This window comes from Stieleria sedimenti (genome assembly GCF_025060895.1).
Taxonomy (GTDB): domain Bacteria; phylum Planctomycetota; class Planctomycetia; order Pirellulales; family Pirellulaceae; genus Stieleria; species Stieleria sedimenti.
On sequence record NZ_JANZKV010000012.1, the window covers coordinates 44,055 to 66,345 of the forward strand.

Below are 22,291 nucleotides of genomic sequence, written 5' to 3' on the forward strand. Positions count from 1 at the left end.
CTCATGTATCCGGAAGGGGCGACCGGCAACCCGAGCCGAGTCGCTGGTTGCCATGAGCGAGCACAACCAGCCAACCAACGTGTCGTCCGGCAACGCGATCTGCCCATGGGAATTTCGTCCCCCAACTCCAACGCTCACCAGAAGCCGTGTCGGTTCCTTCGTCACGGTTCCAAAGTTCCCAGCGGCAAAAGACACCAGCTAAGACTGCAGTTGGAGCAACTTGAATCACGCCACTTGCTCGCCGCAGACGTCGGCCTGGCCCCTGAACCGATGGCTCAATCGATCGTGCCTCCGGCGCCGATCACGTGGTTCGAATCCTTTGACCATGTGCAGCGAATTGCGTTTGAGTCGCTCGGCGAGGTTGATCCCGTCTACGACGACGCATTTCAAGGCCCCCGTGAACTCGCCGTCGGCGAATGGATCGTCCAGCTGACCGATCGCGCAGCGAGCAAGGTGCGAGTGCTTCAAACCGCGGATGAAATCCTGGACGATGCGCCAAACGACTTCACCGTCATCGCAGGACTGGGATCGGAAGGCCTGATCCTGATGCGTGGAACGGGCGTCTCGGCAGCCGACATCCAGTCGAGTCTTCATCGCAATGGTGCCGTCGAGTCTTTTAGTCTCAATTCGGTCATCACGGGACAAACGACCACGCCGAACGAATCAGATTTTGCTGCCGGTTTGCTCGACGGACTGAACACGATCGGTGCCCCGGTCGCCTGGGACGAATCAACCGGCAGTCTGCAAACAGTTGTCGGCGTCATCGATTCGGGGGTCGACTTGGATCACCCAGACTTGTACTTGAATCTGTGGCTGAACCAAGGTGAAATCCCGGCATCGTTCAAGAACGATCTGGAAGACATCGACGGCGATGGCCTGATCACGTTCTACGATCTCAACAATCTTCACGTCATCGACGGCGACATCTACGTCGCTTCGACAGTCGTGCTGGACGGTACCGGCAATCTCGTGTCGGGAGAGCTGGCGTCCGTCGATCAATTGACGACGGCGACGCCTTACGCGGTCGGTGTCAATGCGACCTATGTGACAGACCTTGCCGGCCAGCGCGATTCCGTCAACGGTCGAATTGACGCGTTGGATCTCTTGGCCGATCCCCGTTGGTCGGATGGTCGTGACACCGACGCGAACGGTTTCTTCGACGACCTGTTCGGCGTGAATTTCCGCAGCGGTGCTGACGACGATTTCGCAGCCAACGAACCCGACGACGCTCTCGGCCACGGCACGCATGTGGCGGGAACGATCGGAGCGGTGGGCAATAATCATACGGGCGTGGTCGGAGTCAACTGGCAAGCGTCGCTGATGTCGTTGCGGATCCTCGACAACAGCAACCGCAGCGATGCCGGCGCAGCCTTGCGCGCTGTCAACTACGCCAAAAGCATGCGGGAGCGTCATAGCATTGACGACAACAACCGTACCGTCGAGGGCGCGAACCTCCGCGTGCTCAATAACAGTTGGGGTCAACCGGGCGGTTATGAACTGGCGTTCGAAACCGCGATCGGCGAACTCGGCGACGCCGGCGTGCTGTTCGTCGCTGCAGCAGGCAATGGAGACATTTTTGGCAACGGCGTTGACAACGACCAAACACCTTTTTACCCGGCCAGCTACGAAGTCGACAACGTGATCGCCGTGGCCGCGGCAACCCCCGACGACCGTTTGGCGACGTTCTCCAACTACGGTCGCACCTCCGTCGACATCGCCGCGATTGGCACTGGAATCCGCAGCACGCTCAAGGGCGGCGGCTACGGAACCGCCAACGGAACCAGCATGGCGGCACCCCACGTTGCCGGAACCGCCGCGTTGGTTTGGTCGGCTTTTCCACAAGCGACCGTGAATGAAATCCGCGAAGCACTGCTTAGCGAACAAGCGGTCGAATCGCTCACAGGCGGAACCGAACTTGTCCGCACAGGTGGTCGCCTGAGTGCCGCGAACGCGATCCGCGCGAATGTCTTTGCACCATCGGCCAAGGTCATCGCCAAAGAGAAGATCACGACGACCGGCGGTACGGCGACCGAATTCACGATCCAATACAGCCATCGCGATGGCATCAACCTCGACTCCATCGACGACGATGATGTCATCGTCACGCGACAGTGGGGGCCGGCCGATGAGATCGCGGTGACACTCAAGCCCGGTTCAAAGGCTGCCACTGCCGAGGGCGCTGTCGCGACCTACGTGATGGAAGCTCCTGGCGGAGCAACACCGCGTTGGGATGCTCTGGACTACGGCGAATATGTGATCGCGACCGTCGCGGGTCACGTCGAAGCGGGAACGGGTGACGGCACGACCCAGACGCGCGACGTCGGATCTTTCATCGTCAAGATCGAAGATGATCCGTCGATCATTTATGTCGATTCATTCACCGATTCACTCGCTCCCGGTTCTCTTCGCAGCGCGATCGTCGTCGCCAACGCTGCAGCACCCTCGGAGCGTACGATCCTACTGAATTCGGGGACCTACACGATCGATCTGGCGCCCGTGATTGATCCCACGTCGGCATTCGGATCGGAAATCGAATCACTCGAGATTTTTGATCCCGGTGGTTGGTCTGATGCAAGTTCGGGGGATTTTGATGTTCAAGGCAACGTCAATATTTTCGGCGATACCAACGACAGGACGCTTATCGATGCTCAAGGATTCGATCGCGTCTTCAAGGTTCACCCCACAGCGTCTCTCGGGCTCTCTCGGCTATCGGTGATTGGTGGCGTTGCACCTGCACGACAGGGAGGGGGCGGGATTCTCTCCGTCGGTGACTTGAACCTACACCAAGTGATCGTCAGAGAGAATGTCGCGGTAGGTGAAGAGGGCTCGCCGCAACGCTATGGCGGGGGGCTCGCGATATGGGGAGGAACTGCAACGCTGAATGAAACCTGGTTGACCGAGAACCGATCCGACTATGGAGGCGGCATCTTTTACAGTGGCAATGCAACGGGAGTCGTTGGGCGGAGTACGATCGATCACAATCTCGGCGGTGGGCTCTATTCGCTTTCTTCGCAAGATCTTTCTGTATCCAATTCAACATTCTCGACGAACTCCGGTGGTTGGGGGACGATTGCCAACGGCCTGATCAACTATTCCGCCAATTCAGGGAGTCCGACGATCAGCGCAGACGGTCGCTATGTCGCGTTCAATACAGAGGCAAGCAACCTGGTGCCGGAGGATAGCAACAACACCTCGGACGTGCTCGTTTTCGATCAATCGACAGGAAAAACCGAACGTGTCAGTGTCAGTGGTATGGGCGTTGAAGCGAACGGATATAGCTCTCACCCTTCGCTGAGCGGAGACGGCCGCTACGTGACTTTTCATTCCATTGCCAGTAATCTCGTGCCGGACGACACGAACGGGGCCTCGGACATTTTTATTTACGATCGAATCGCCAAATCGATCGATCGGTTGAGCGTGAGTAACTCCGGCGTGGAAGGCAACGGTGTGAGCGCTTTCGGCTCCATCAGCAATGACGGCCGTTACGTCGCTTTCACTTCAGGTGCCAGTAATCTCGTGCCTGGGGACACCAACAGCCAGTTCGATGTCTTCGTCTACGATCGATCAACAACGACCATCGAACGCGTCAGCGTCAGCGACGTGGGAGCGGAAGGAAATGACAAGAGTCTTAACCCCTCAATCAGTGGCGACGGTCGATATGTCGCTTTCTACTCCGATGCCAGTAATCTCGTGCCCGGGGACACAAACAATCAGTTCGACATCTTTGTCTACGATCGATCAACAGCGACGATAGAGCGAGTAAGCGTCAGTGATGTGGGAATGGAAGGGAATGGCGGTAGTTTCAACCCTTCCATCAGTGGCGACGGTCGCTACGTGGCATTCCATTCGAGTGCCAGTAATCTCGTGCCTGGGGACACGGGCAATCGGTCTGATGTCTTCGTCTACGACCGAGCGACTGACTCGATCGAGCGAGTCAGTGTCGGCGACACGGGAGTGGAAGGGAATCGCCCAAGCAGCCACGCCTCGCTGAGTGCCGACGGTCGTTATCTGACGTTTTTTTCGTCGGCCAGCAATCTGGTGGCGGGGGACACTAACGGGACTGCCGACACATTCGTCTACGATCGATCGACAGAAGCGATGGAGCGAGTCAGCCTGAGTAACGAGGGCACAGAAGGAAATGATCACAGCAGTTTTTCGTTCGGCTCCCTGCTCAGTGGTGATGGTCGCTACGCGACATTCATCTCTGGAGCAAGCAATCTTGTGCCGGGAGACAGCGATATCGTTAACCAAGATATTTTCGTCTACGATCGATCCACGGATACGATTGACTCGGTCACGTATCGGAAATCCAGCTCAAACGTTGATGTCAATCACTCAACGATCGCGTTCGCATCGGAATCCCAAGCATTCGTCACGATTTCTGGAGAAGTCACGGTGCGCGAATCCTTGTTCGCGGCCAATGAGGTGTTTAGCGATCTCGACAGCCGCGCAGCGTCTGCGTCCGGGCAGAACATTCTGTTCACGACCCCACAGTCGGATTTCATCGGACCACTGCAACGACAGGGGTACCTCCCGCCGGTGCATCCGTTGCTCGTTGGCAACCCGGCGATCGATTCTGCAGATCCGGCTGCTGACGGTACTCTGGATCAATTGGGGCAGATCCGTATCCAACCGGATTATGGGGCGGTGGAAGCAGCCACCGCGACGGTCACAGGCAAGGTGTATTTTGACCGCAATCAAGACGGGCAACTGGACATTGGCGAACCGGGCATCGAAGGGATCCAAGTCACAGTGACGGGGGGCGTCGGCTTCACCACAACAAGTGGAAGTGACAATTTGAAAACTTCGGTAATCGATGAATCTGGCACGCTGAATCTGATTGGACTGGCTCCGGGTGAGACTCAGTTTGACGCGCATCCGACCGAAGGATGGTCCGTCTATACACCGCCACTGACGCTGGTGCGAAGCGAGTCAAATCTGGCGGACGGTCCGAGTAGCAATACGTCGCTGAGCGGGGATGGTCGTTATCTGGCGTTCCACTCACAGGCCGGCAACCTCGTTGCGATGGATACGAACAGTGAAGGCGACGTTTTCGTTTACGATCGATTGCTGGGAGCCATCGATCGGGTCAGTGTTAGCAATACGGGCGTCGCCGGAAATGGACCTAGCAACTTACCCTCGATAAGTACCGAGGGTCGCTACGTGACCTTTCAGTCCAATGCAAACAATCTGGTCCCCGGCGACACCAATGGAGTGTCTGACATCTTTGTTTACGATCGCTCGACAGACCTGATCGAGCGAATCAGCATCAGCGATGGAGGCGTCGAAGGGAACGCGAAAAGTGATGCGCCTTCGATCAGCGCTGATGGACGATACGTGTCCTTCCATTCGTATGCTGATAATCTGGTATCGGAAGACAACAACAACGCGTTCGACGTCTTCGTCTACGATCGTTTCACCGACACAATTGAACGTGTCAGTACCAACCAGGCAGGAGAGGAAGGAAGCTCGTCCAGTTTTGCACCCGCGATGAGCGGCGACGGTCGGATCGTTGCATTCGAGTCCATTGCCAACAATCTGGTCGCGGGGGATACCAATGGACTCAAAGACATCTTCGTTTACGACCGATCAGCCGACACCGTCGAACGCGTCAGCATCAATGGGGCGGGTGAGAGCGGGAATGCCAACAGTTTCTCTCCCTCGCTTAGCGGCGACGGCCGATTCGTGACGTTCGTCTCGGATGCAAATAATTTGGTTGCCGATGATACGAACGACGCCTCGGACGTGTTTGTTTTCGATCGATCGACCGGAGAAATCCAACGAATCAGCATCGGTCGAACAGGTGTCGAAGGAAACGCCTACAGCGATTCCCCCGCTCTGAGTGTCGATGGTCGATATGTGACGTTCCGATCGTTTTCCAGCAATTTGGTGCCCGACGACAAAAACGGGTCCACTGACATCTTTGTCTACGACCGATCAACCGGGTCGATCGAACGTGTGAGTGTCAGTGACGCCGGCGGGGAAGGAAATCACCATAGCAATTTCCCATCACTAAGCCCCGACGGTCGTAGCGTGGCGTTCGCTTCACAGGCCGAAAATTGGGTTCCAGGGGCCGACAATCATCTCAGCGACATCTTTATCGCGTTCAATCCGCTCGCATCGCCGAGCGTCACCCGTGACCTGCAGGCTGGAGAGTTTTTTACGGAACTAAATATTGGCTTGATCCCCGATCCGGGAACAATCACCGGCAGGGTCTTTGAGGATGTGGTCGGTAATGGTGTTTACGATGCGGGTGAACCGGTCGATGTGACGACAACCGTTTTTCTCGATCTGAATTTCAACCGCCAACTCGATGACGGTGAGCGTTTTGCGATTCCGGATGCGGAAGGTCGCTATGAGTTTACCAACATCGATGCCCATCTCTCATACACGATCGCGGCGATACCACCCAATGGGCACGAACAGGTTGCGCCTGGTGCGAGTGGCGACTTCGTCTGGGACCTTTTCCTTCCCGCCGGTGGAACGATTACCAACCGTGACTTTGGTTTCCGCAGGGTTCAGGCATCCGGCCAGTCGACGGCTTCGGCGGTCAGTGGACGGGTGTTTGAAGACAACAATGACAACGGGATTTATGACGAAGGTGTTGATCTTCCCCACCGGAACATCCCGATTTACTTGGATGGGAACGGCGATCGCAAGCATACCGCCGGCGCTGATGAGCCGATCACGACGACGGCGGCGGATGGATCGTTTTGGCTCGGCGATTTGGGTTCGCGAATTGCAAGCGTGCGTACAAGCTTGGGCGGGGACTTCGTGCACCAGTCGCCGTTTGGGAATGCGTTCGAGAACCAGACATCGAATCTGTTCACGGGTGTCAATGCGTTTACGACACTGAGCGATGCGTCGCACGCAGACTTTGACCAAGACGGATTCGAAGATCTTGCTGTGCTGATCAGTGACGGCAACGTGCTCGCGATCCGGCTGAACGACCAGAACGGCGCGTTCGCCCCCAGCGATCTCAATCTTCCGTTGGGCCAGACCCCTACCATGCCGGGAACGTCGTTTCCGCTTGAGATGGTTGTGGGGCAGTTTAACGGGGACGCGGCAGGGAAATCGGATGTCGCCATTGTCGGGCAAGCCAGCGGCAACGTGCTGATTTTGCTCGACTTTGACGAGGACCGGAAAGACTTTCTCGCCCGTCAATCGATCCCGGTCGGACTCAATCCGATCAGTCTGACATCGGGGGATTTTGACAACAACGGCAGCACCGATCTGGCCGTCCTGAATTTCGGCACCTACTCATTGGTGCAGTCCTCGCCGCCCGTTTTCGCGAAGACCGACGAGACGTTCCAGTTGTTGCTCAATGATGGTGCGGGAAATTTTGCCGTTCAACCTGCCATTCCCCTGCCTGGCGAAGATCCGGTCTCGATTGTCGCGGCCAACTTCAACAATGATGCAAACGGTCACGTGGACCTGGCCGTGCTGCACAAGTCGCCGACGCTTCCCGACACACCGTTCGGTGATGTGGCGTTGTTCACCGGAAACGGCGCGGGCGGATTTGCACTGTCGCATATCGAACCTGTCGGGGGCGGTCCGCTGGAGATGGTCCGCGGAGACTTTAATGGGGACGGAATCCCAGATCTGGCTGTCGCAAACGTCAGCCAGAATACACTTTCGATCCTGGCCGGTCGTAGCGACGGTGCGCTCATCCGTGAACGCGCCTATTCGATCGGAACGGGAGACAGAGGCGTTGACAGCATGGATGTTGCCGACATCGACAATGACGGCGATTTGGATATCGTCGCGACGCGTCTCTCTGACGGCGGCGTGGCCGTATTTCGGAACATCACCGATACGACCGCCAATCCGGTACACGTTCGATTTGAACCACTGGAGAGCTTCGGTGTCGCACAGGCGTCGATCTTTGAACGCGCGCCCCTCGTGCTGGCTAACTTTGACAATGACACGTCGGGGCCAAATGGCGACGGCACCATTGATATCGCTACGATCCCGAAATCAACGACGACCATCAATGTCTTGCGCAATCGACTGGTCGATGGAGGTCACCGGGTTCCGTTGGACGGATTGAACGCGATCACCGAGCTGGATTTCATCATCACGCCGGTCCTGGTTCCGCCAACACTGAATCCGATTCCCGATCCACCGCTGTTGATTGAGGGTGATGGAGCCGTGGAAGTCTCGCTCGGTGGGATCAGCAAGGGACGGGTAGACGGACCTGATTTGCAACTCACCGCCACGAGTTCACATCCGTTGTTGATCCCGCATCCGGTCGTCAACTACGTTGCCGGTGCGACGCAGGCCTTGCTGACGTTCACGCCCAACTCGGACGCCAACACCAGCGAAGGACCGATCACCATCATTGTCGAAGCACGCAATGCAGGAGCCAATGAGACGTTCAATGACAGTGACGATGGCATCATTGCGCGGACGTTTACAGTCACGATCCGCAGCGTCAACGATCCGCCCACGTTTGACATCCCGTCATTGATTTCGGTGAGCCAGAAGGCTGGGGCGCAATCGACGGACGCTTTTGCGGGCAACATCTCGCCCGGCGGTGGCAGCGATGAAGCGACACAACGGATCACCGATTTCTCCGTCGCGACCCAGCAGAGCAATCTCTTCTCTACTGCTCCGGTGATCGATCGGCAAGGACGCTTGACGTACACTCCCGATCCAAATCGGGCCGGAATCGCCATCGTCAACGTGAGCCTTTCCGACGACGGTGGCCGCGACTTCGCCGGAATGGATACGACGACGAAAGTGTTCGCGATCCATGTGACGCCCGTCAATGATCCGCCATCGGTCAACCTTCGCGGCGACCTTGCCGTGGCGGCCGGCGCCGGGCCACAAACGGAACCAGCCTTCGCCACCGGTTTTAATCCTGGTACTGGTGATGACGATGCTTCGCAAGTCATTTCTGACTTCATCGTCTCGGTTGATCACCCTGATTGGTTCGCTTCGATACCGGAAATCGATCATGAGGGAACGTTAACGTTCACTCCGCTGGTATCGGCGTCCGGAACGGCGACGGTGACCGTTCGAGTGCGAGACAACGGTGGCCGTCGCGATGGCGGCGACGACTTGTCGGCTCCGCAAACATTCAACATCACGTTTTTGTCTGGTCCCAACGTGGAGTCGGTGGTCATCAACGACGGAGATTCGACGAGTCACTCTCAAGTGACTTCATTGACCGTCGTCTTCGGTGAAGAAGTCAACCACACGACGCTCGACGGTGCTTTCAAGTTGACGAATCTTGACAGCGATATCGAAGTCGGTTCGATCACTGTGGCAGCGAGTAACAGCGGCGGAAAGACAACCGTGGTTCTGGCATTCTCCGGAGCCTCCACGGTGGCACGCATGGGCGGGAATAGCCTCGCCGATGGCAACTATCGTTTGGAGATCGCCGCAAGTCAGGTCACGACGCCGGACGGTTCGCTCGCCATGGCCAGTGACTTTCAGTTCGGCGGCCAGGCGGCAAACCCCTCGAACAACGATGGCTTCTTCCGACTGTTTGGAGACACCGATGGAGATGGTGACGTCGACGGGCAGGACTACGGGCGATTCGGGCTCACGTTCCTCAAGCGAGAAGGGCAATCAGGATACGATCCCGACATGGACTTCGACGGCGATGGTGATGTCGACGGTCAAGACTACGGGCAATTCGGCGGACGCTTCTTGCGAAGGCTAGCGATTTGACCATGAAGCTGGATGCAATGTCGGCACCCCGGTCAAATGACCTCGTTTGCAATCATGTGCGGTCAGAAAAAGGGGCTGCGGCGGTGGCCCGAAAGGCCGGACCGGTTTCAGGTTCGATTCTTTTTTGATTGCTCTTGCCCTTTTTTCAGATGCTCATCGAAGCTGGTTTGCGCGCAATGTCGGACGCCAAGTAGAGTCAACGAGCAAGCCGATCGTCGAATTCCAGTTTGGACGAAGGGTGCAGCAAGAGGTATTCGAACTTCTTTACCGCTTCGAATTTTGAGACACGCAGGTAGGCGGCATACGCGTCGAAGTCTCCGCAGGTGGCAAGGTGATCGGGGGCCATTTGGTGTGTGCTTTGACGGCCGTCGCGGGATCACCTAAACTGCGGTCGCTTCGCGGGTGTAACTCAGTTGGTAGAGTGACAGCTTCCCAAGCTGTTTGTCGCCGGTTCGAATCCGGTCACCCGCTCTGATGTAGCCGGTCCTCTCGGGCGTGCTAGATCACAAAGTGGCTGCGTTCGGCATCGGCCGCGCGAAGCAGTTCTTGGAGTTTTCGCATGTCGAGCGTGTAGTTGCTGATTCGGTCAACCATCTCCAGCTTTTCAGTGTTGTGGCAAATTTCGGCCGCTTCGCGACAGGGTTCCAGGGCATCAACGGGCTCGCTTCCCGGAGCGATGTAAACGGCACACCACCCGGCGAGATCACGGCATAGATCGTCTCGCCGTTCTTTCAGTTCGCAATACTTCTGCTCCAGTTTGTCGCGGGTATCGCCCACGATTCGCGAATCGGGTGACATGGCTCTGCTCCTCGAATGCCTGTCGAGAGTGGATCGTTCCGCCTTGAATGAAGTGGCAATTTTCGTGCCAAAGGCGGCACCCCTGTCATCGGGCTGTCCGGTGCCGGAAAAACAGCCAATGACGATTCGTTTGGGTGAACGCCGTGCATCGACGCACGGTTTGCCGCACGATGAACGCTCTCGGTGTGCGTGATGGCGAAGTCGGCTAGGCAGCCGATCGCTTCGCCAACGCCCCACTCCACCGGGTGCGACCGGTAGCAGCCGTTGGTCACGTGCGTCGTGCCGATGTTCTTGCAGGCCGGCAACAGGTTTTGCATTTGCACGGGCAACAACGCGCCGAACGGAATTTGAAACGGCAACGACGCAGAGCCGATGTAGTTGTCGCCTGCACTGCTGGGATGAAGATCGATGAGATCGCTAGCCTCGCCGACCGAGTCTTCGAATCGGGCAGCGCTGACTTCGTCGATCGGTTGACCGGTCTCCAGACTCCGATTCTGTCGCCCCACGTGTTCTTCCAGCACGGTGAAGCGTGCCCGGATCCGGCGTGACGCGCGGTCCTAAGGCATCTTGGCGAGTCCGTCGCTGCTGCCCATCAGGTCACCGCGAAGCCGCAGTCCTGCGAAGCCCATTCCTCCGTCGGGGCGAGGTGCTTCGGTTTGTAGCCAGTACAGCAGACACAGACTCAGTTGTCGCGCCCGCTGCAGATGCGTCTCGGCCGCCTCGGGGCCTTCGCCGAACAGGTTTCTCAGCAAGTAATCGTTCTGCGGCCAATTGATCAGACTGACATCACTGTCGAATCGCTCGTCATTTTTCCCGCCGCCATTGGGAGTCACGTCGACACTTCGCGATGCGATACAGTGCAACGTGACATCGGCGCCAGTGCGAGTTTGTCTCAAAGGCAAACACGCGATTTTCCAGCGAATTCTGTTGACAAAGGCCGGCACCCGGCATAACTTGCCACCGCTATGGCTTCGTCTTTTCGACATCAGATCACGCATTCTCGCTACCACCGCAATCGCGTCGTGGCCGGTTTGTTATTGTCTGTCGCCATCTTTGGTTTGACGGATTCAACGGCCTATGGAAGTTGCGGCGATTGGCTGGCCCATTCGCCGGACACGACCGATCGGTCCGGAGTGGATGGGTCGGAGCAGTTGGACTCACCGGCGCCGATCCCGGCGCGGCCTTGCAATGGGCCGAGTTGCCGGAATGTGCCCAATCGACCTGTGCCCCCTCATTCCGCTGCTTCGACCTCGTTTGAAATCATCGAGATTTCGGCCTGTCGCCAGCAGTGTCAAGAATTCCTGATTCGTGACGAGTCAATGGAATGCTGTTTTGATCAGGACGCCGGTGGCCATCCAGGCCACTCCGGTCGTATTGACCGACCTCCCCAGTGCGTCTGTCAGTGCGTCTGAACGCGAGGACCGACAATTTGCATCGGCTGAGCTGTCGGCGGTAGTGCTGCGCGAAAAATCACATCGAGTCACATCGACTCCTGTGTGGTGTCGCAGCGCCGGGCTGAAACCAGTCGCTTCGCATTGCGTTGGGTGAACTCCGACCGTTGCTTGAGGCTCTCGGGTGCGTTAGCCCGATCCGCATGCAGGACGTGTGGGTGTCTTCCACGCCGGCCCAGTCGCATCCCAAACGATCGGGAGATTGTGTCGAGCTGCGCCGCGCGTTGCATCCATTGATGTGGCACGTGCGCGGAGGAACTGCCGTCCAGCCTTTGGCCATTGCGACTGAAAGGTCCTGTTCGGCGGATCTGCCGGCCGACACTTGATTTCCTTTCGTCGATTGGCTTGGGGCATCACCCCAACGGTTCAAGTCGTTTCATGGCGTCTGGCTCCTCGAGATCGATTTGACATTTCGCTGCGCGCACGGTGTCACCACTGCTCCGTGCCCTGACCGAGCTACTGCTCCCTCTCTGTGATTGAATTGAGATTTCCCAAAGGAGACCGTCGATGTCCGCTTCAACATGCACCCTGCCGTCGTCCGTCAGCCAGATGAGCTGGATGGACAAAATCAATGGTCCGTATCACAAACAAGCGCTTTGGCTGTATACGGCAATCGTGCTCGCGCACTGGTGTGAGCATCTGGCGCAAGCCATTCAAATCTACGTCCTCGACTGGCCGATCGCGGAGTCTCGCGGAGTTCTCGGCTTGTGGTACCCGTGGATGGTCAAGTCGGAACTACTGCACTACGCCTACGCCCTGATCATGCTGATCGCGTTCTGGATCCTTCGCAAGGGATTTGGCGGGCAGTCGTACACGTGGTGGATGATTGCGTTCTGGATTCAGTTCTGGCACCACATCGAACACGCCTTGTTGCAAGGGCAAGCGATTTTCCAACACAACCTCTTCGGATCCCCGGTTCCGGTCAGCGTTTTGCAACTCGTGATCCCACGCGTGGAACTGCACTTGTTCTACAACACGGTGGTGTTTGTCCCGATGGTGATTGCAATGTTCTACCACATGTTTCCATTACCGGGCGAAGCCGCCCATCAAGGGTGTTCGTGCGCGTGGCAACCTCGTGCACCCAAGGCCTGATCGTCCGTCACCTTCCATGATCACCGGGAGAACCAGTCATGAATCTTGTCAGAGCAGTGATTTCATTTTTCCTCGTCGCCTTGTTCGCGGTTTCGATCGCCGGATGGTTTTGGGCGGGCGGGCAGCCCGTCGCCCAAGCCATTGGATCTCGCGTCGTGCTTGTCCTGTGTGGGCTCATTTCGCTGGGGTGTGTTGTCTTGCTATGGAGTGCGAGGCCGATCCAAGGCGACCGCACGGTCAACGATACCTCACAACAAGTTTAGGAATAGTTAGATGCATATGATCTACGGCCGGCCGCAGGGGAGTCTTGATCTTCCAACGCGACCAAGCGTGGGGGCGATGATTTTGACGTTGTTTCTCCTGTCGATGGCGTCCGCGATCATCGGATGCGGCGGCACGGGGACAGAGTCAGCCGGGACATCCGGTCGAGTCGTCGTCGAGCTTGATCCGGAGGAACCGTCGATGGGTGAGTGCAATCTGACGATCAAGCTTTTTGATGCCGAGGACAATCCGATCAATAACGCGGAGTTAACCGTCGAAGGAAACATGAACCACGCCGGTATGAAGCCGTCTTTTGCGACCATCGAGGAAACGGATCAACCGGGAGTGTATTCAGGAACCATCGATTTCACGATGGGAGGCGATTGGTTCCTACTCGTCACAGCATTAGTCGGCGACCGGACGTTGGTTGAGCAAACCATTGACGTCCCCGGAGTGAGCGTCGAGTGAACTCGCAAATGAGTGATCAACGATCAACAAACTCGTTGTCGCCGGCTTTGTCGGTATCGAATGCGCGATCCGGTCGCCGCCGACAGGGGTTCGATCTCCTTTCGCTACCGCTGTTGGGCCGATTTTTGCGATGGCATCGATCGCGGTTGGTGCTGCAGATTCCCGTCCTGTTGATCAGTCTGCTGATGATCGCTCATGCGTTTTTCGGGCCCCAGCTGGCCCCCAAAAATCTTGCCGCCCTGTTGACGTGGGTGCACTTTCGTGGACTGGTGGTCCTGGTGATTCTGTTCGCGGGCAATTTCTTTTGCATGGCCTGTCCATTCATGCTGCCCCGCGAATTGGCTCGCAAGCTGCACGCCCCGCGTCTCCGTTGGCCGAAAGCGATGAGCAGTAAGTGGCCGGCGATCGCGCTGTTTGTTTTGGTCCTATTTCTTTACGAATGGTGCGATTTGTTTTCCAGCCCTTGGTGGACCGGCGTCTTGATCGTGATGTACATGATCAGCGCGTTGGTCATTGATGCTTTGTTTCAACGCGCGTCGTTTTGCAAGTTTGTTTGTCCGATCGGGCAATTCAATTTCTTGAGCTCGACGCTTTCACCCCTCGAAGTCACGGTCCGCGACCGAGGTGTGTGTGATCGATGCGAAACCAAGGACTGCATCCGCGGTCGATCAAGTGCGACGTCGTCGAACGCCGATTCGGCGGCGTTTGAACCGAGCACGTTGTCTAGTTCGCTTCCTGTCGTTCAACGGGGCTGCGAGTTAGCGTTGTTCCAGCCGCGAAAGGTTGGCAACCTGGACTGCACCTTTTGCCTGGACTGTGTGTACGCCTGCCCGGAAGACAACGTCGGCATCTTCTCCCGGATGCCGGGTGAAGAGTTGTGCATGACCGGACCTCGATCGGGACTCGGCATGCCGGAACGTCGCGGTGATTTTTCGGCGCTGGCGATCGTGTTTACTTTCGGTGCTCTGCTGAACGCTTTTGCGATGATCAGTCCGGTTTATGCGTTGGAAGCGTCGATCGCGAAGGCGACCGGTTTGACGGTGGAGTGGCCGATCTTGGGGACGATCTTTGTGCTGTTCTTGGTGGTCGAACCGGCGGTTTTGCTGCTCGGTGCGGCGGCAGTCACGCGTCGAATGGCGAACACGGCCGAATCCCTGCCGACGATTGTACAACGCTACGCGCCCTCGTTGCTGCCGATCGGATTCGGCGTCTGGCTAGCGCACTATGCGTTTCATTTCTTGACGGGCGTGCTGACGGTGATCCCTGTGACGCAGCATGCCGTTCGACAAGCGACGGGAGCCGATTGGTTGGGCCACCCGCAGTGGCAGCTCGGTGGGCTTCCCGAGTCAGTCGTCTACGCGATCGAAATCGGGTTCCTTGCGTTGGGGCTGCTCGGGTCGCTAATCGTCGCATCGGCGATCGGGCGTCGAGCGCCGAACACGGGGACTGAAACCCGGACGAGTTGGATCACGGCTCCGTGGGCCGTCTTGCATGTTGCGTTGTTTCTGTCGGCCGTCTGGATCATGAATCAGCCGATGGACATGCGTGGCACATTTTTGGGAGGTTAAGATGCACCACCACCTACGTTTCGCGTTGCTCGCCACGATGCTCTGGGGCTTGTCCTCGGTTGGCATTGAGGGCGCGGCGTGGGCGCACGAAGGACCGCCATTCCCGGTTTTGGTCGACGAGCCCGTTGCGAATCAAAAGGTATCGGTTTGGGCCGATCCCGATATCGGCGAGGCACGATTCTTTATTGTTGTCGAAACCCGCGACGGCAGACGTCCCTTGAGGATTCCCGACGTTGCGTTGTGGACGGAGCCGACGAGCGGACGGCTGGATCGGGCATCCTACCCGGCTGCCGAGCAGTCGTTGCGCCACAGCATGCAATTTTTTTCGGAGCCGTACTTTGATCAGCGCGATTTCTGGAATGTCGGTATCCAAATCACCGGTCCGGGCGGCTCGATCGAAGAAATCGTGGTGCAAGTGGAGTCCACTCCGCCTGGCTTTGGAGCCTGGGATTTAGCCATCTATCTGTTTCCCTTCGTGCTGATTGGCGGTGTCTGGACCTATGCGATGGCGAGGCGGATTCGCCAATACCGAGAGTTTCAGAGCGGACAACCCGATGGTCGCGTCGAGGCCGGCGAGGGTTCACACCACGATCATCATCAAGAATTTGCGGTGATGGAAGCACAACAATGACCAGAATTGAACCGAGACACAAAAACATTTGGATCTGGAGCCTGGCGATCTTGGCAATCGCCGTGGCTGCGTTTTTCGTCGTCAGGCGGAGGCCTTCGGATCCCGATCAAGCCGACGAACCGATCGTCGCCGATGCACAAACGGCGACCGGTTTCTATGTCAGTCTTGCAGCACTCGACGTCGAAGAAAATGAACGCGCCGCCGGCGTTCTTGATCGGCTGGTCAAGGAACAGCCGAACGAGCCTGCGTTGTGGGCCAATCTTGCCGTTGCAAAGCTCCGCCTGAACGATCTCGGGGCCGCCGAGCAAGCACTGAATGCTGCGCTGGCCCAATTGCCCCGATCACGTGAGTTGTTGCTGCTGAAAGCCCAGCTACTCAAATCTACGGGGCAAATCCCTGAAGCGATTGAAACACTGCGCACCGTTCATGCTGACTGGCCAGAGAACATTCAAGTTGCATTCGAGCTGAGCACATTGCTCGATCAGCCCAACACCGACGCTGCCGACCAAGAGCGGCTCGAATTGCTTTCGAAGATCCTTCGTCAGAATCCGGAAAACCTGCGAGTCCGATGTGAATGCGCCCGTTTGGCGGCAACCGTCTCGGATAAGGAACGGCTGGATCGTGTGATCGGCAGCTTTGACTCATTGGGCCAAGAATGGACTCCGCTGCAGCGTTCTCAATTGGATCAAGCGTCAAAGGCGGCAAGCGATGGAGACTACCGCCAAGCCGCGGTCGCACTGACCTTTTTCGAGAACGTGGTCAAGCCCTTGCCGCTTTACCAGCAAAGCCTTGACGAGTTGGGCATTCTTTCGGTCACCGCCGTGGGAACTCCGGTCCGATCGTTGCTCGCGTTGTCGATGCCGCCGTCTGGAGCATCGCCATCGGATCGAGCACTTCGTTTCACTTCAACAGAAATTTTTGGAAAAGCAGCGCGGCACGATTTCACATGGGCTGTGAAGCAGCCGGGTGAGCGATGCTCAACCCTTTTGTCGCTTACCGGCGATACGCTTCACATCCAGGAGTCGGCCGCGCTGCCCTTTCCAGGATACACCCCTGACAACGCTCGGGCGTCGCTCGCCTGGGCCGATCTGAACTATGACTTTCAAAACGATGTCATTCTTGTCGGTCAACAGGGCTGTCGGATTTTCCTGTCGCAACCGACCGGAGAGTACACCGCATTGGAAACCGACCTGGAGCTTTTTGAACGACCTTGGACGGGGGTGTGGTGCACCGACATCGAAGCCGACGGAGACTTGGATTTACTGCTCAGTGACGGCGACGCCGAAGTTCGGTGTGCGATCAACAACGGTGAGAATCAATTCCAACCGTTCGACACCATTCCGTCGGTTCAAGGCGTGATCGCGGTCAAGGAAATCGACGCTGATCTCGATGGCGACGTTGATCTGATACATCTTGATCGTCAAGGCCACGTGGCGGTGTGGATGAATGCTCGGGGAGGAAAGTTTGATCTGGAAGCGCTTGATTCGATCGGCGCGTGCATCGCGATTGCCGTTACCGATCTGAACGCCAACGGCCGATACGAGATCTTGTGTTTCACTCGCGAGGGGGAGATCGTCTCGTGCGAGTTTGACGGCCAAGAATGGGGCATCGAACGCAACCTACAGTCAGACCTCAGTCTTGAAACGGAACGCGACGCCGCGGTATCCCGCTCGGCCGGCTTTCTCGCAGCAGCAGACTTGGACAACAACGGCGCGATCGATGTCGTCGCAAGCGCCGCCGGTCAGACCCAAGTTTGGCTACACGATATCGGCGGCGACTGGTTTCCACTCCCAGCTGCCCCGAAAACCCAGGTGACGTCGGTTATCGACATAAATTGTGATGGGTTGCTTGATTTGGTCGGACAGACCGATGCCGGCACGATGATCTGGAAAAATGAAAGCCGCGCGGGTTATCGATGGCACAGCATACAACCGAAAGCGACACGGGCCGACGGCGATAAACGAATCAATCCGTTCGGCATCGGCGGTAGGATTGAAATCCGTGCCGGAAACACAGTCCAATCGCAGATGATCGATTCGACTCGCATCCACTTCGGACTCGGCAAGCACTCGCAAATTGATGTCGCTCGGATTGTTTGGCCCAACGGCACCAACCAAGCAGAATTCGAGTTGTCTGAAAACTCGTCTTCCGTCGCCGTGCAACGATTAAAGGGATCATGCCCCTGGGTATTCACTTACGACGGCAGTGGGTTTCGTTTCATCAAAGACTTTCTCTGGCGGTCCCCACTGGGGCTGAAAATCAATGCCCAAGACACCGCCGGTATCACGCAGACCGAAGACCGCATCAAAATCGGGGGCGACGCGCTTGCCGAGCGCAACGGCGAATACGAAATTCGCATCACCGCGGAATTGTGGGAAACTCACTTCTTTGACCATGTGTCCTTGCTGGCCATCGACCACCAACGCGACACCGAAATCTATGTGGACGAAAGTTTTGTTCCTCAAAAGGCGCCTCGTGACCAGATCCTGGTCGGTTCGGCACCACAGAGATTGCTGCAACTGACCGACTCCAATGGAGACCGCGTCGATGAAGTGCTACGTGAAAACGACGGCAATTATGCCGACCACTTTCCGCTCGGCCCCTATCAAGGACTGACGACGGAACATTGGATCGAATTCAGTTTTCCTCGCGATGCACTCAACGGCGGCGAAATCCTGTTGGTCGGGCACGGATGGATCTATCCCACCGACAGTTCCCTGAACGTTGCCATTTCGCAAAACGCATCGTTAAGGCCGCATGGTTTGGTTTTGGAGCAGTTGATGGCCGACGGAAGCTGGAAACGTCTTCGCGACGACCTCGGTTTTCCGGCGGGAAAGCACAAGGACATGATCATCGTGCTCGACAGTCGATCATTGTCATCGGAAAGCCGTTATCGTTTAAGGACGAACATGGAAGTCTACTGGGATTCCTTGCGTTGGTCGTCCCGGTTGACTGATCAAGACGTCACGCAGTCCCAACTTGCCCTGACGGATTCGCAATTGCTCGGCCGCGGATTTTCGAAGCTGGAACCGTTCGATCGCCGCCGCCCGGACACGCCGATCTATGAAGTCGGATCTCGTGCACCGCAGTGGTTGGATCTGGAAGGCTACTACACACGGTATGGCGACGTGGCGGAATTGCTGCAGCACGTCGATGACCGCTACGTCATCATGAACGCCGGTGATGAGCTCGTGCTCCGCTTTTCGGCCGCGTCTTCGTCGCCGCTCGCCACGGCCGACAGGGCGGATGGCAAGCGAGACTTCGTGTTGGTCGGGGACGGTTGGGTCAAGGATGGAGACTTCAACACGAGCTATTCTCGAACCGTGCGTCCCCTGCCGAGCCACTCGTCCATCGCGGACGTCGCTCCGGAATACAGCCGTCCTTTGCCACCGCTGACGGCTGACCCGGTCTATCTCAAGCACGAAGCCGACTGGCAGGTGTTTCATACCCGCTACGTCACGCCAGACGCGTTTCAACGAAAGCTGATGCCACATCATCAAAGATTTTCCCCATCCTCTGTTCCGTAACCGCCCATGATTCGTTCAATCATTGCAATTTGCTTTGCCGGTCTGTTGTTTGGTCCGGCCGCGTACTTTCGTTGGTCGTCGGGCAACTTGAAAACCGGAGGTCGTGAATTGATTTCGACCGACACACGGCTGCAACGATATGGATTCTCTCTCCACGAGGTCGCCCAAGACGTCGGCGTCGATTTTGTCCATCAACCTCCGAAAGTCGACCGGCGGCTCAGCCACATTGAATCTCAGATCTCAGCGATGGGGGCGAGCGTCTCGGTCGTCGATGTCGATCAAGATGGCTGGCAAGATTTCTACCTCACGTCCAGCGCTCCGGGGGCACAGAATCATTTTTACCGCAACCGAGGCGATGGCAGCTTCGAAGAGATCGCAGAACAACTCGGACTGGCAAATTTGAATGGAGAGGGTGTGGGCGCCTGCATGGGATCCGTCTGGGCAGACTTTGACAATGACGGATTTGACGACGTGCTGGTCTATCGCTGGGGGCGCCAAGAGTTGCTCAAGAACCACGAGGGAAAACGGTTCGAATCGCTCGGAGATTCTGCCGGGCTGCCCGCCTGGGCCAACGTCGGCACCGCGACGTGGCTGGACTTTGACCGCGACGGACGCGTCGACCTGTTCCTGGCCGGCTATTGGCCGGACGACGTCAGGCTGAACGAGTTGGTTGACACGCGGATCATGCCCGAGAGTTTCGAATATGCCGACAATGGTGGCCACAACTGGATGCTGCGAAATGCCGGCGGCGGGCAATTCGTGGACGTCACCGAAGAAGTCGGCGTCGACAGCACTCGTTGGACGCTGGCGGTCGTGGCAGCTGACTTCGACGACGACTCCTTTGTCGATCTTTTCCTGGCCAACGACTACGGCGTGTCAGAGCTTTTTCGGAACGAAGACGGAAAACGCTTTGTCGAGGTCGGCAAGGAGTCTGGAATCGGGTTCGCGCCCAAGAGCGGGATGAACGCATCTGTCGGTGACGTCCTCAATCAAGGCCGGCTTTCGATCTATGAATCGAATATCTCCGAAGAAGGTGTGCTGCTGCAGGGCAATAACTTGTGGTTCCCATCGGACGACCAGTCGATTCGTTTCCAGAACCTGGCCTCGGTGATGGGAGTGGAACTAGGGGGCTGGAGTTTTGGAGCGCAATTCGGGGATCTAAACAACGACGGTTTCACTGACCTTTACGTGACCAACGGCTACGTGTCGGGCGAACAAGGGACGAGCTACTGGTATGACTTTTCTCAAATCACCGGCGGGCATCAGCAAATCATTTCCGATGCGACCAATTGGCCGGACATGCGGCAGCGGAGTCTGGCCGGCTACCAATCGACGCGTCTCTGGGTCAACGACGGTTCGGGCAGCTTCCGAGACGTCGCGCAGTGGGTGGGCGTGACCGACCGGTACGACGGCCGCGCGATCGCATTGGCGGATTTCCGCAATCGCGGCGTCCTGGACGTCGTCGTTGCGAACCAGCGGGGGCCAGCGTTGGTGTACCAAAACACGGTCGATCCGTCACGACATTGGATTGCGTTCGACCTGGAAGGAACCGAGAGCAATCGCAGTGCGATCGGTGCGCGTGTCCGCGTGTTTTGGAACGGGCAGCAGCAGCTGCAAGAAATAGTCGCTGCGAGTGGCTATTCCTCGCAAAACCAGGGCCGGCTGCATTTCGGACTCGGAGCCGCGTCCGACGTTGAGCGCGTCGTCATTCGATGGCCCAGTGGAAAGGAACAAGAGATCATTGCCCCTGCGGTTGATCAACTCCATACGATTCGAGAGGTACAATGAGTGATTCTCAATCACTGCAATCGTCATCCAATGTTGCCTCGATCGGTGACGCCGTTGGAGCTGACTCCGCATCCGATGGGGCGCAGATTCCGTCGGGCGGCACATGGCGTAGGTGGCTGACCCTGGAAAATCGGTTTCTGGCACCGTTATTGATCACCAGCATCCTGCTGGTGGGGCAGTTGACTTTTGGTATTCTTGAGAGCTGGTCGAGAACCTTGATCGCCATCGGGATTGCGATCGCCAGTGAGCTTGTGTTGGGAAAACTTGTGGTCGGGAAGTTTCCGCACTTGGCAAGCGCTTACATCTCTGGGATCAGCGTCGGTATTTTGATCCGATCGCCATTCATTTGGCCCTACGCCATGTGCTCGGGACTGTCGATCATGTCGAAATACGTCTTGCGGATTCACGACCGACACCTTTGGAACCCGTCCAATTTCGGTGTCAGCGCGATGCTGTTCTTGTATCCGACGGCGGTGGCCAGTCTTAGCATCCAATGGGGCAACACCTTGTGGCCGATGCTGGTGGTCTGGGTCCTTGGGTCGATGATCATCAGCCGTCTGAAACGGTTTCACATCTGTCTGACGTATGTCATCTCATTCATCGCGTTTGCAGGGGCGCGGAGTTGGCTGACGGGAAGTCCGTTCTTGGCAAACGTGTCACCACTGACCGGACCGATGTACCAGCTGTTTGTCTTCTTTATGATCACCGACCCGAAAACGACGGTTCGTCCCAAATGGGGGCAGTGCGTCGTCGCATGCTTGATCGCAGCGGTCGAGATGTTTCTGCGGTTGGCAGAATTCATTCATGCACCGTATTACGCGTTGTTCCTGGTCGGTCCCTTGGCGTTGGCCATCGAAATGCGTTGGACACGCCACCGTTGCGGACAGGCGAAAGACGCCGAGCCGTTGTTAAACTATGACAAAAATGCAGTCGATTCCTCCCTGGCAAGGGAAATTGGGCCAGCAGAAACGACTTGAGTTTGCGCCGAGCGGTCGACTGTGACGACATGTACCGACAAGGGTTGAGCAA

Annotated in this window: 13 protein-coding genes and 1 tRNA gene; 10 read left to right on the forward strand and 4 right to left on the reverse strand. The window is 57.2% G+C overall.

Going from position 1 to position 22,291, the window contains the following annotated elements:
- Positions 1-105: 105 nt before the first annotated feature.
- Complete coding sequence (locus NZK35_RS01915; protein WP_259630911.1) at positions 106-9,678, forward strand: S8 family serine peptidase; 9,573 nt, start codon at positions 106-108, stop codon at positions 9,676-9,678.
- A gap of 196 nt (positions 9,679-9,874) precedes the next feature.
- Here NZK35_RS01915 and NZK35_RS01920 read toward each other — a convergent pair whose 3' ends face one another.
- Positions 9,875-10,024, reverse strand: coding sequence for a hypothetical protein (locus NZK35_RS01920; protein WP_259630912.1), 150 nt, complete (start codon positions 10,022-10,024; stop codon positions 9,875-9,877).
- Between the two features lie 52 nt (positions 10,025-10,076).
- On the opposite strand from NZK35_RS01920, the gene NZK35_RS01925 reads away from it, so the two are divergent.
- Positions 10,077-10,149, forward strand: a tRNA-Gly gene (locus NZK35_RS01925).
- A 27-nt stretch (positions 10,150-10,176) separates the two neighbouring features.
- Here the strand turns inward: NZK35_RS01925 and NZK35_RS01930 are convergent.
- The 3 genes from NZK35_RS01930 to NZK35_RS01940 are packed head-to-tail and all read right to left on the reverse strand — an operon-like array spanning position 10,177 to position 11,372.
- Positions 10,177-10,476 (reverse strand): hypothetical protein, encoded by a 300-nt coding sequence (locus NZK35_RS01930; protein WP_259630913.1) that lies wholly within the window; start codon positions 10,474-10,476, stop codon positions 10,177-10,179.
- Positions 10,410-10,997, reverse strand: a complete 588-nt coding sequence (locus tag NZK35_RS01935; RefSeq protein ID WP_323379598.1) for an FAD-dependent oxidoreductase — start codon at positions 10,995-10,997, stop codon at positions 10,410-10,412. The genes NZK35_RS01930 and NZK35_RS01935 overlap by 67 nt, the downstream gene beginning before the upstream one ends.
- A gap of 36 nt (positions 10,998-11,033) precedes the next feature.
- Positions 11,034-11,372 (reverse strand): FAD-dependent oxidoreductase, encoded by a 339-nt coding sequence (locus tag NZK35_RS01940; RefSeq protein ID WP_259630915.1) that lies wholly within the window; start codon positions 11,370-11,372, stop codon positions 11,034-11,036.
- Positions 11,373-12,434: 1,062 nt separating this feature from the next.
- Here NZK35_RS01940 and NZK35_RS01945 point away from each other — a divergent pair.
- From NZK35_RS01945 to NZK35_RS01980, 8 genes are read left to right on the forward strand one after another with little or no spacing between them, the layout of a single operon-like run.
- Positions 12,435-13,019, forward strand: a complete 585-nt coding sequence (locus tag NZK35_RS01945; RefSeq protein ID WP_259630916.1) for a hypothetical protein — start codon at positions 12,435-12,437, stop codon at positions 13,017-13,019.
- A gap of 38 nt (positions 13,020-13,057) precedes the next feature.
- Positions 13,058-13,282, forward strand: a complete 225-nt coding sequence (locus NZK35_RS01950) for a hypothetical protein (RefSeq protein ID WP_259630917.1) — start codon at positions 13,058-13,060, stop codon at positions 13,280-13,282.
- A 10-nt stretch (positions 13,283-13,292) separates the two neighbouring features.
- Complete coding sequence (locus tag NZK35_RS01955) at positions 13,293-13,748, forward strand: FixH family protein (RefSeq protein ID WP_259630918.1); 456 nt, start codon at positions 13,293-13,295, stop codon at positions 13,746-13,748.
- 8 nt (positions 13,749-13,756) lie between these two features.
- Positions 13,757-15,316, forward strand: a complete 1,560-nt coding sequence (locus NZK35_RS01960) for a 4Fe-4S binding protein (protein WP_259630919.1) — start codon at positions 13,757-13,759, stop codon at positions 15,314-15,316.
- A gap of 1 nt (position 15,317) precedes the next feature.
- Positions 15,318-15,947 (forward strand): hypothetical protein, encoded by a 630-nt coding sequence (locus NZK35_RS01965; RefSeq protein WP_259630920.1) that lies wholly within the window; start codon positions 15,318-15,320, stop codon positions 15,945-15,947.
- Positions 15,944-19,474 (forward strand): ASPIC/UnbV domain-containing protein, encoded by a 3,531-nt coding sequence (locus NZK35_RS01970; RefSeq protein ID WP_259630921.1) that lies wholly within the window; start codon positions 15,944-15,946, stop codon positions 19,472-19,474. The genes NZK35_RS01965 and NZK35_RS01970 overlap by 4 nt, the downstream gene beginning before the upstream one ends.
- 6 nt (positions 19,475-19,480) lie before the next feature.
- Positions 19,481-21,262 carry a CRTAC1 family protein gene (locus NZK35_RS01975; RefSeq protein WP_259630922.1) on the forward strand — a complete coding sequence of 594 codons (1,782 nt, stop codon included), beginning with the start codon at positions 19,481-19,483 and terminating at the stop codon, positions 21,260-21,262.
- Positions 21,259-22,239 (forward strand): RnfABCDGE type electron transport complex subunit D, encoded by a 981-nt coding sequence (locus NZK35_RS01980; RefSeq protein ID WP_259630923.1) that lies wholly within the window; start codon positions 21,259-21,261, stop codon positions 22,237-22,239. The genes NZK35_RS01975 and NZK35_RS01980 overlap by 4 nt, the downstream gene beginning before the upstream one ends.
- The last annotated feature ends 52 nt before the right edge of the window (positions 22,240-22,291 follow it).

Coding starts and splice junctions, on each gene's coding strand:
- NZK35_RS01915 (WP_259630911.1), top strand. CDS start 106: ATGGGAATTTCGTCCCCCAACTCCAACGCTCACCAGAAGCCGTGTCGG.
- NZK35_RS01920 (WP_259630912.1), bottom strand. CDS start 10,024: ATGGCCCCCGATCACCTTGCCACCTGCGGAGACTTCGACGCGTATGCC.
- NZK35_RS01930 (WP_259630913.1), bottom strand. CDS start 10,476: ATGTCACCCGATTCGCGAATCGTGGGCGATACCCGCGACAAACTGGAG.
- NZK35_RS01945 (WP_259630916.1), top strand. CDS start 12,435: ATGTCCGCTTCAACATGCACCCTGCCGTCGTCCGTCAGCCAGATGAGC.
- NZK35_RS01950 (WP_259630917.1), top strand. CDS start 13,058: ATGAATCTTGTCAGAGCAGTGATTTCATTTTTCCTCGTCGCCTTGTTC.
- NZK35_RS01955 (WP_259630918.1), top strand. CDS start 13,293: ATGCATATGATCTACGGCCGGCCGCAGGGGAGTCTTGATCTTCCAACG.
- NZK35_RS01960 (WP_259630919.1), top strand. CDS start 13,757: ATGAGTGATCAACGATCAACAAACTCGTTGTCGCCGGCTTTGTCGGTA.
- NZK35_RS01965 (WP_259630920.1), top strand. CDS start 15,318: ATGCACCACCACCTACGTTTCGCGTTGCTCGCCACGATGCTCTGGGGC.
- NZK35_RS01970 (WP_259630921.1), top strand. CDS start 15,944: ATGACCAGAATTGAACCGAGACACAAAAACATTTGGATCTGGAGCCTG.
- NZK35_RS01975 (WP_259630922.1), top strand. CDS start 19,481: ATGATTCGTTCAATCATTGCAATTTGCTTTGCCGGTCTGTTGTTTGGT.
- NZK35_RS01980 (WP_259630923.1), top strand. CDS start 21,259: ATGAGTGATTCTCAATCACTGCAATCGTCATCCAATGTTGCCTCGATC.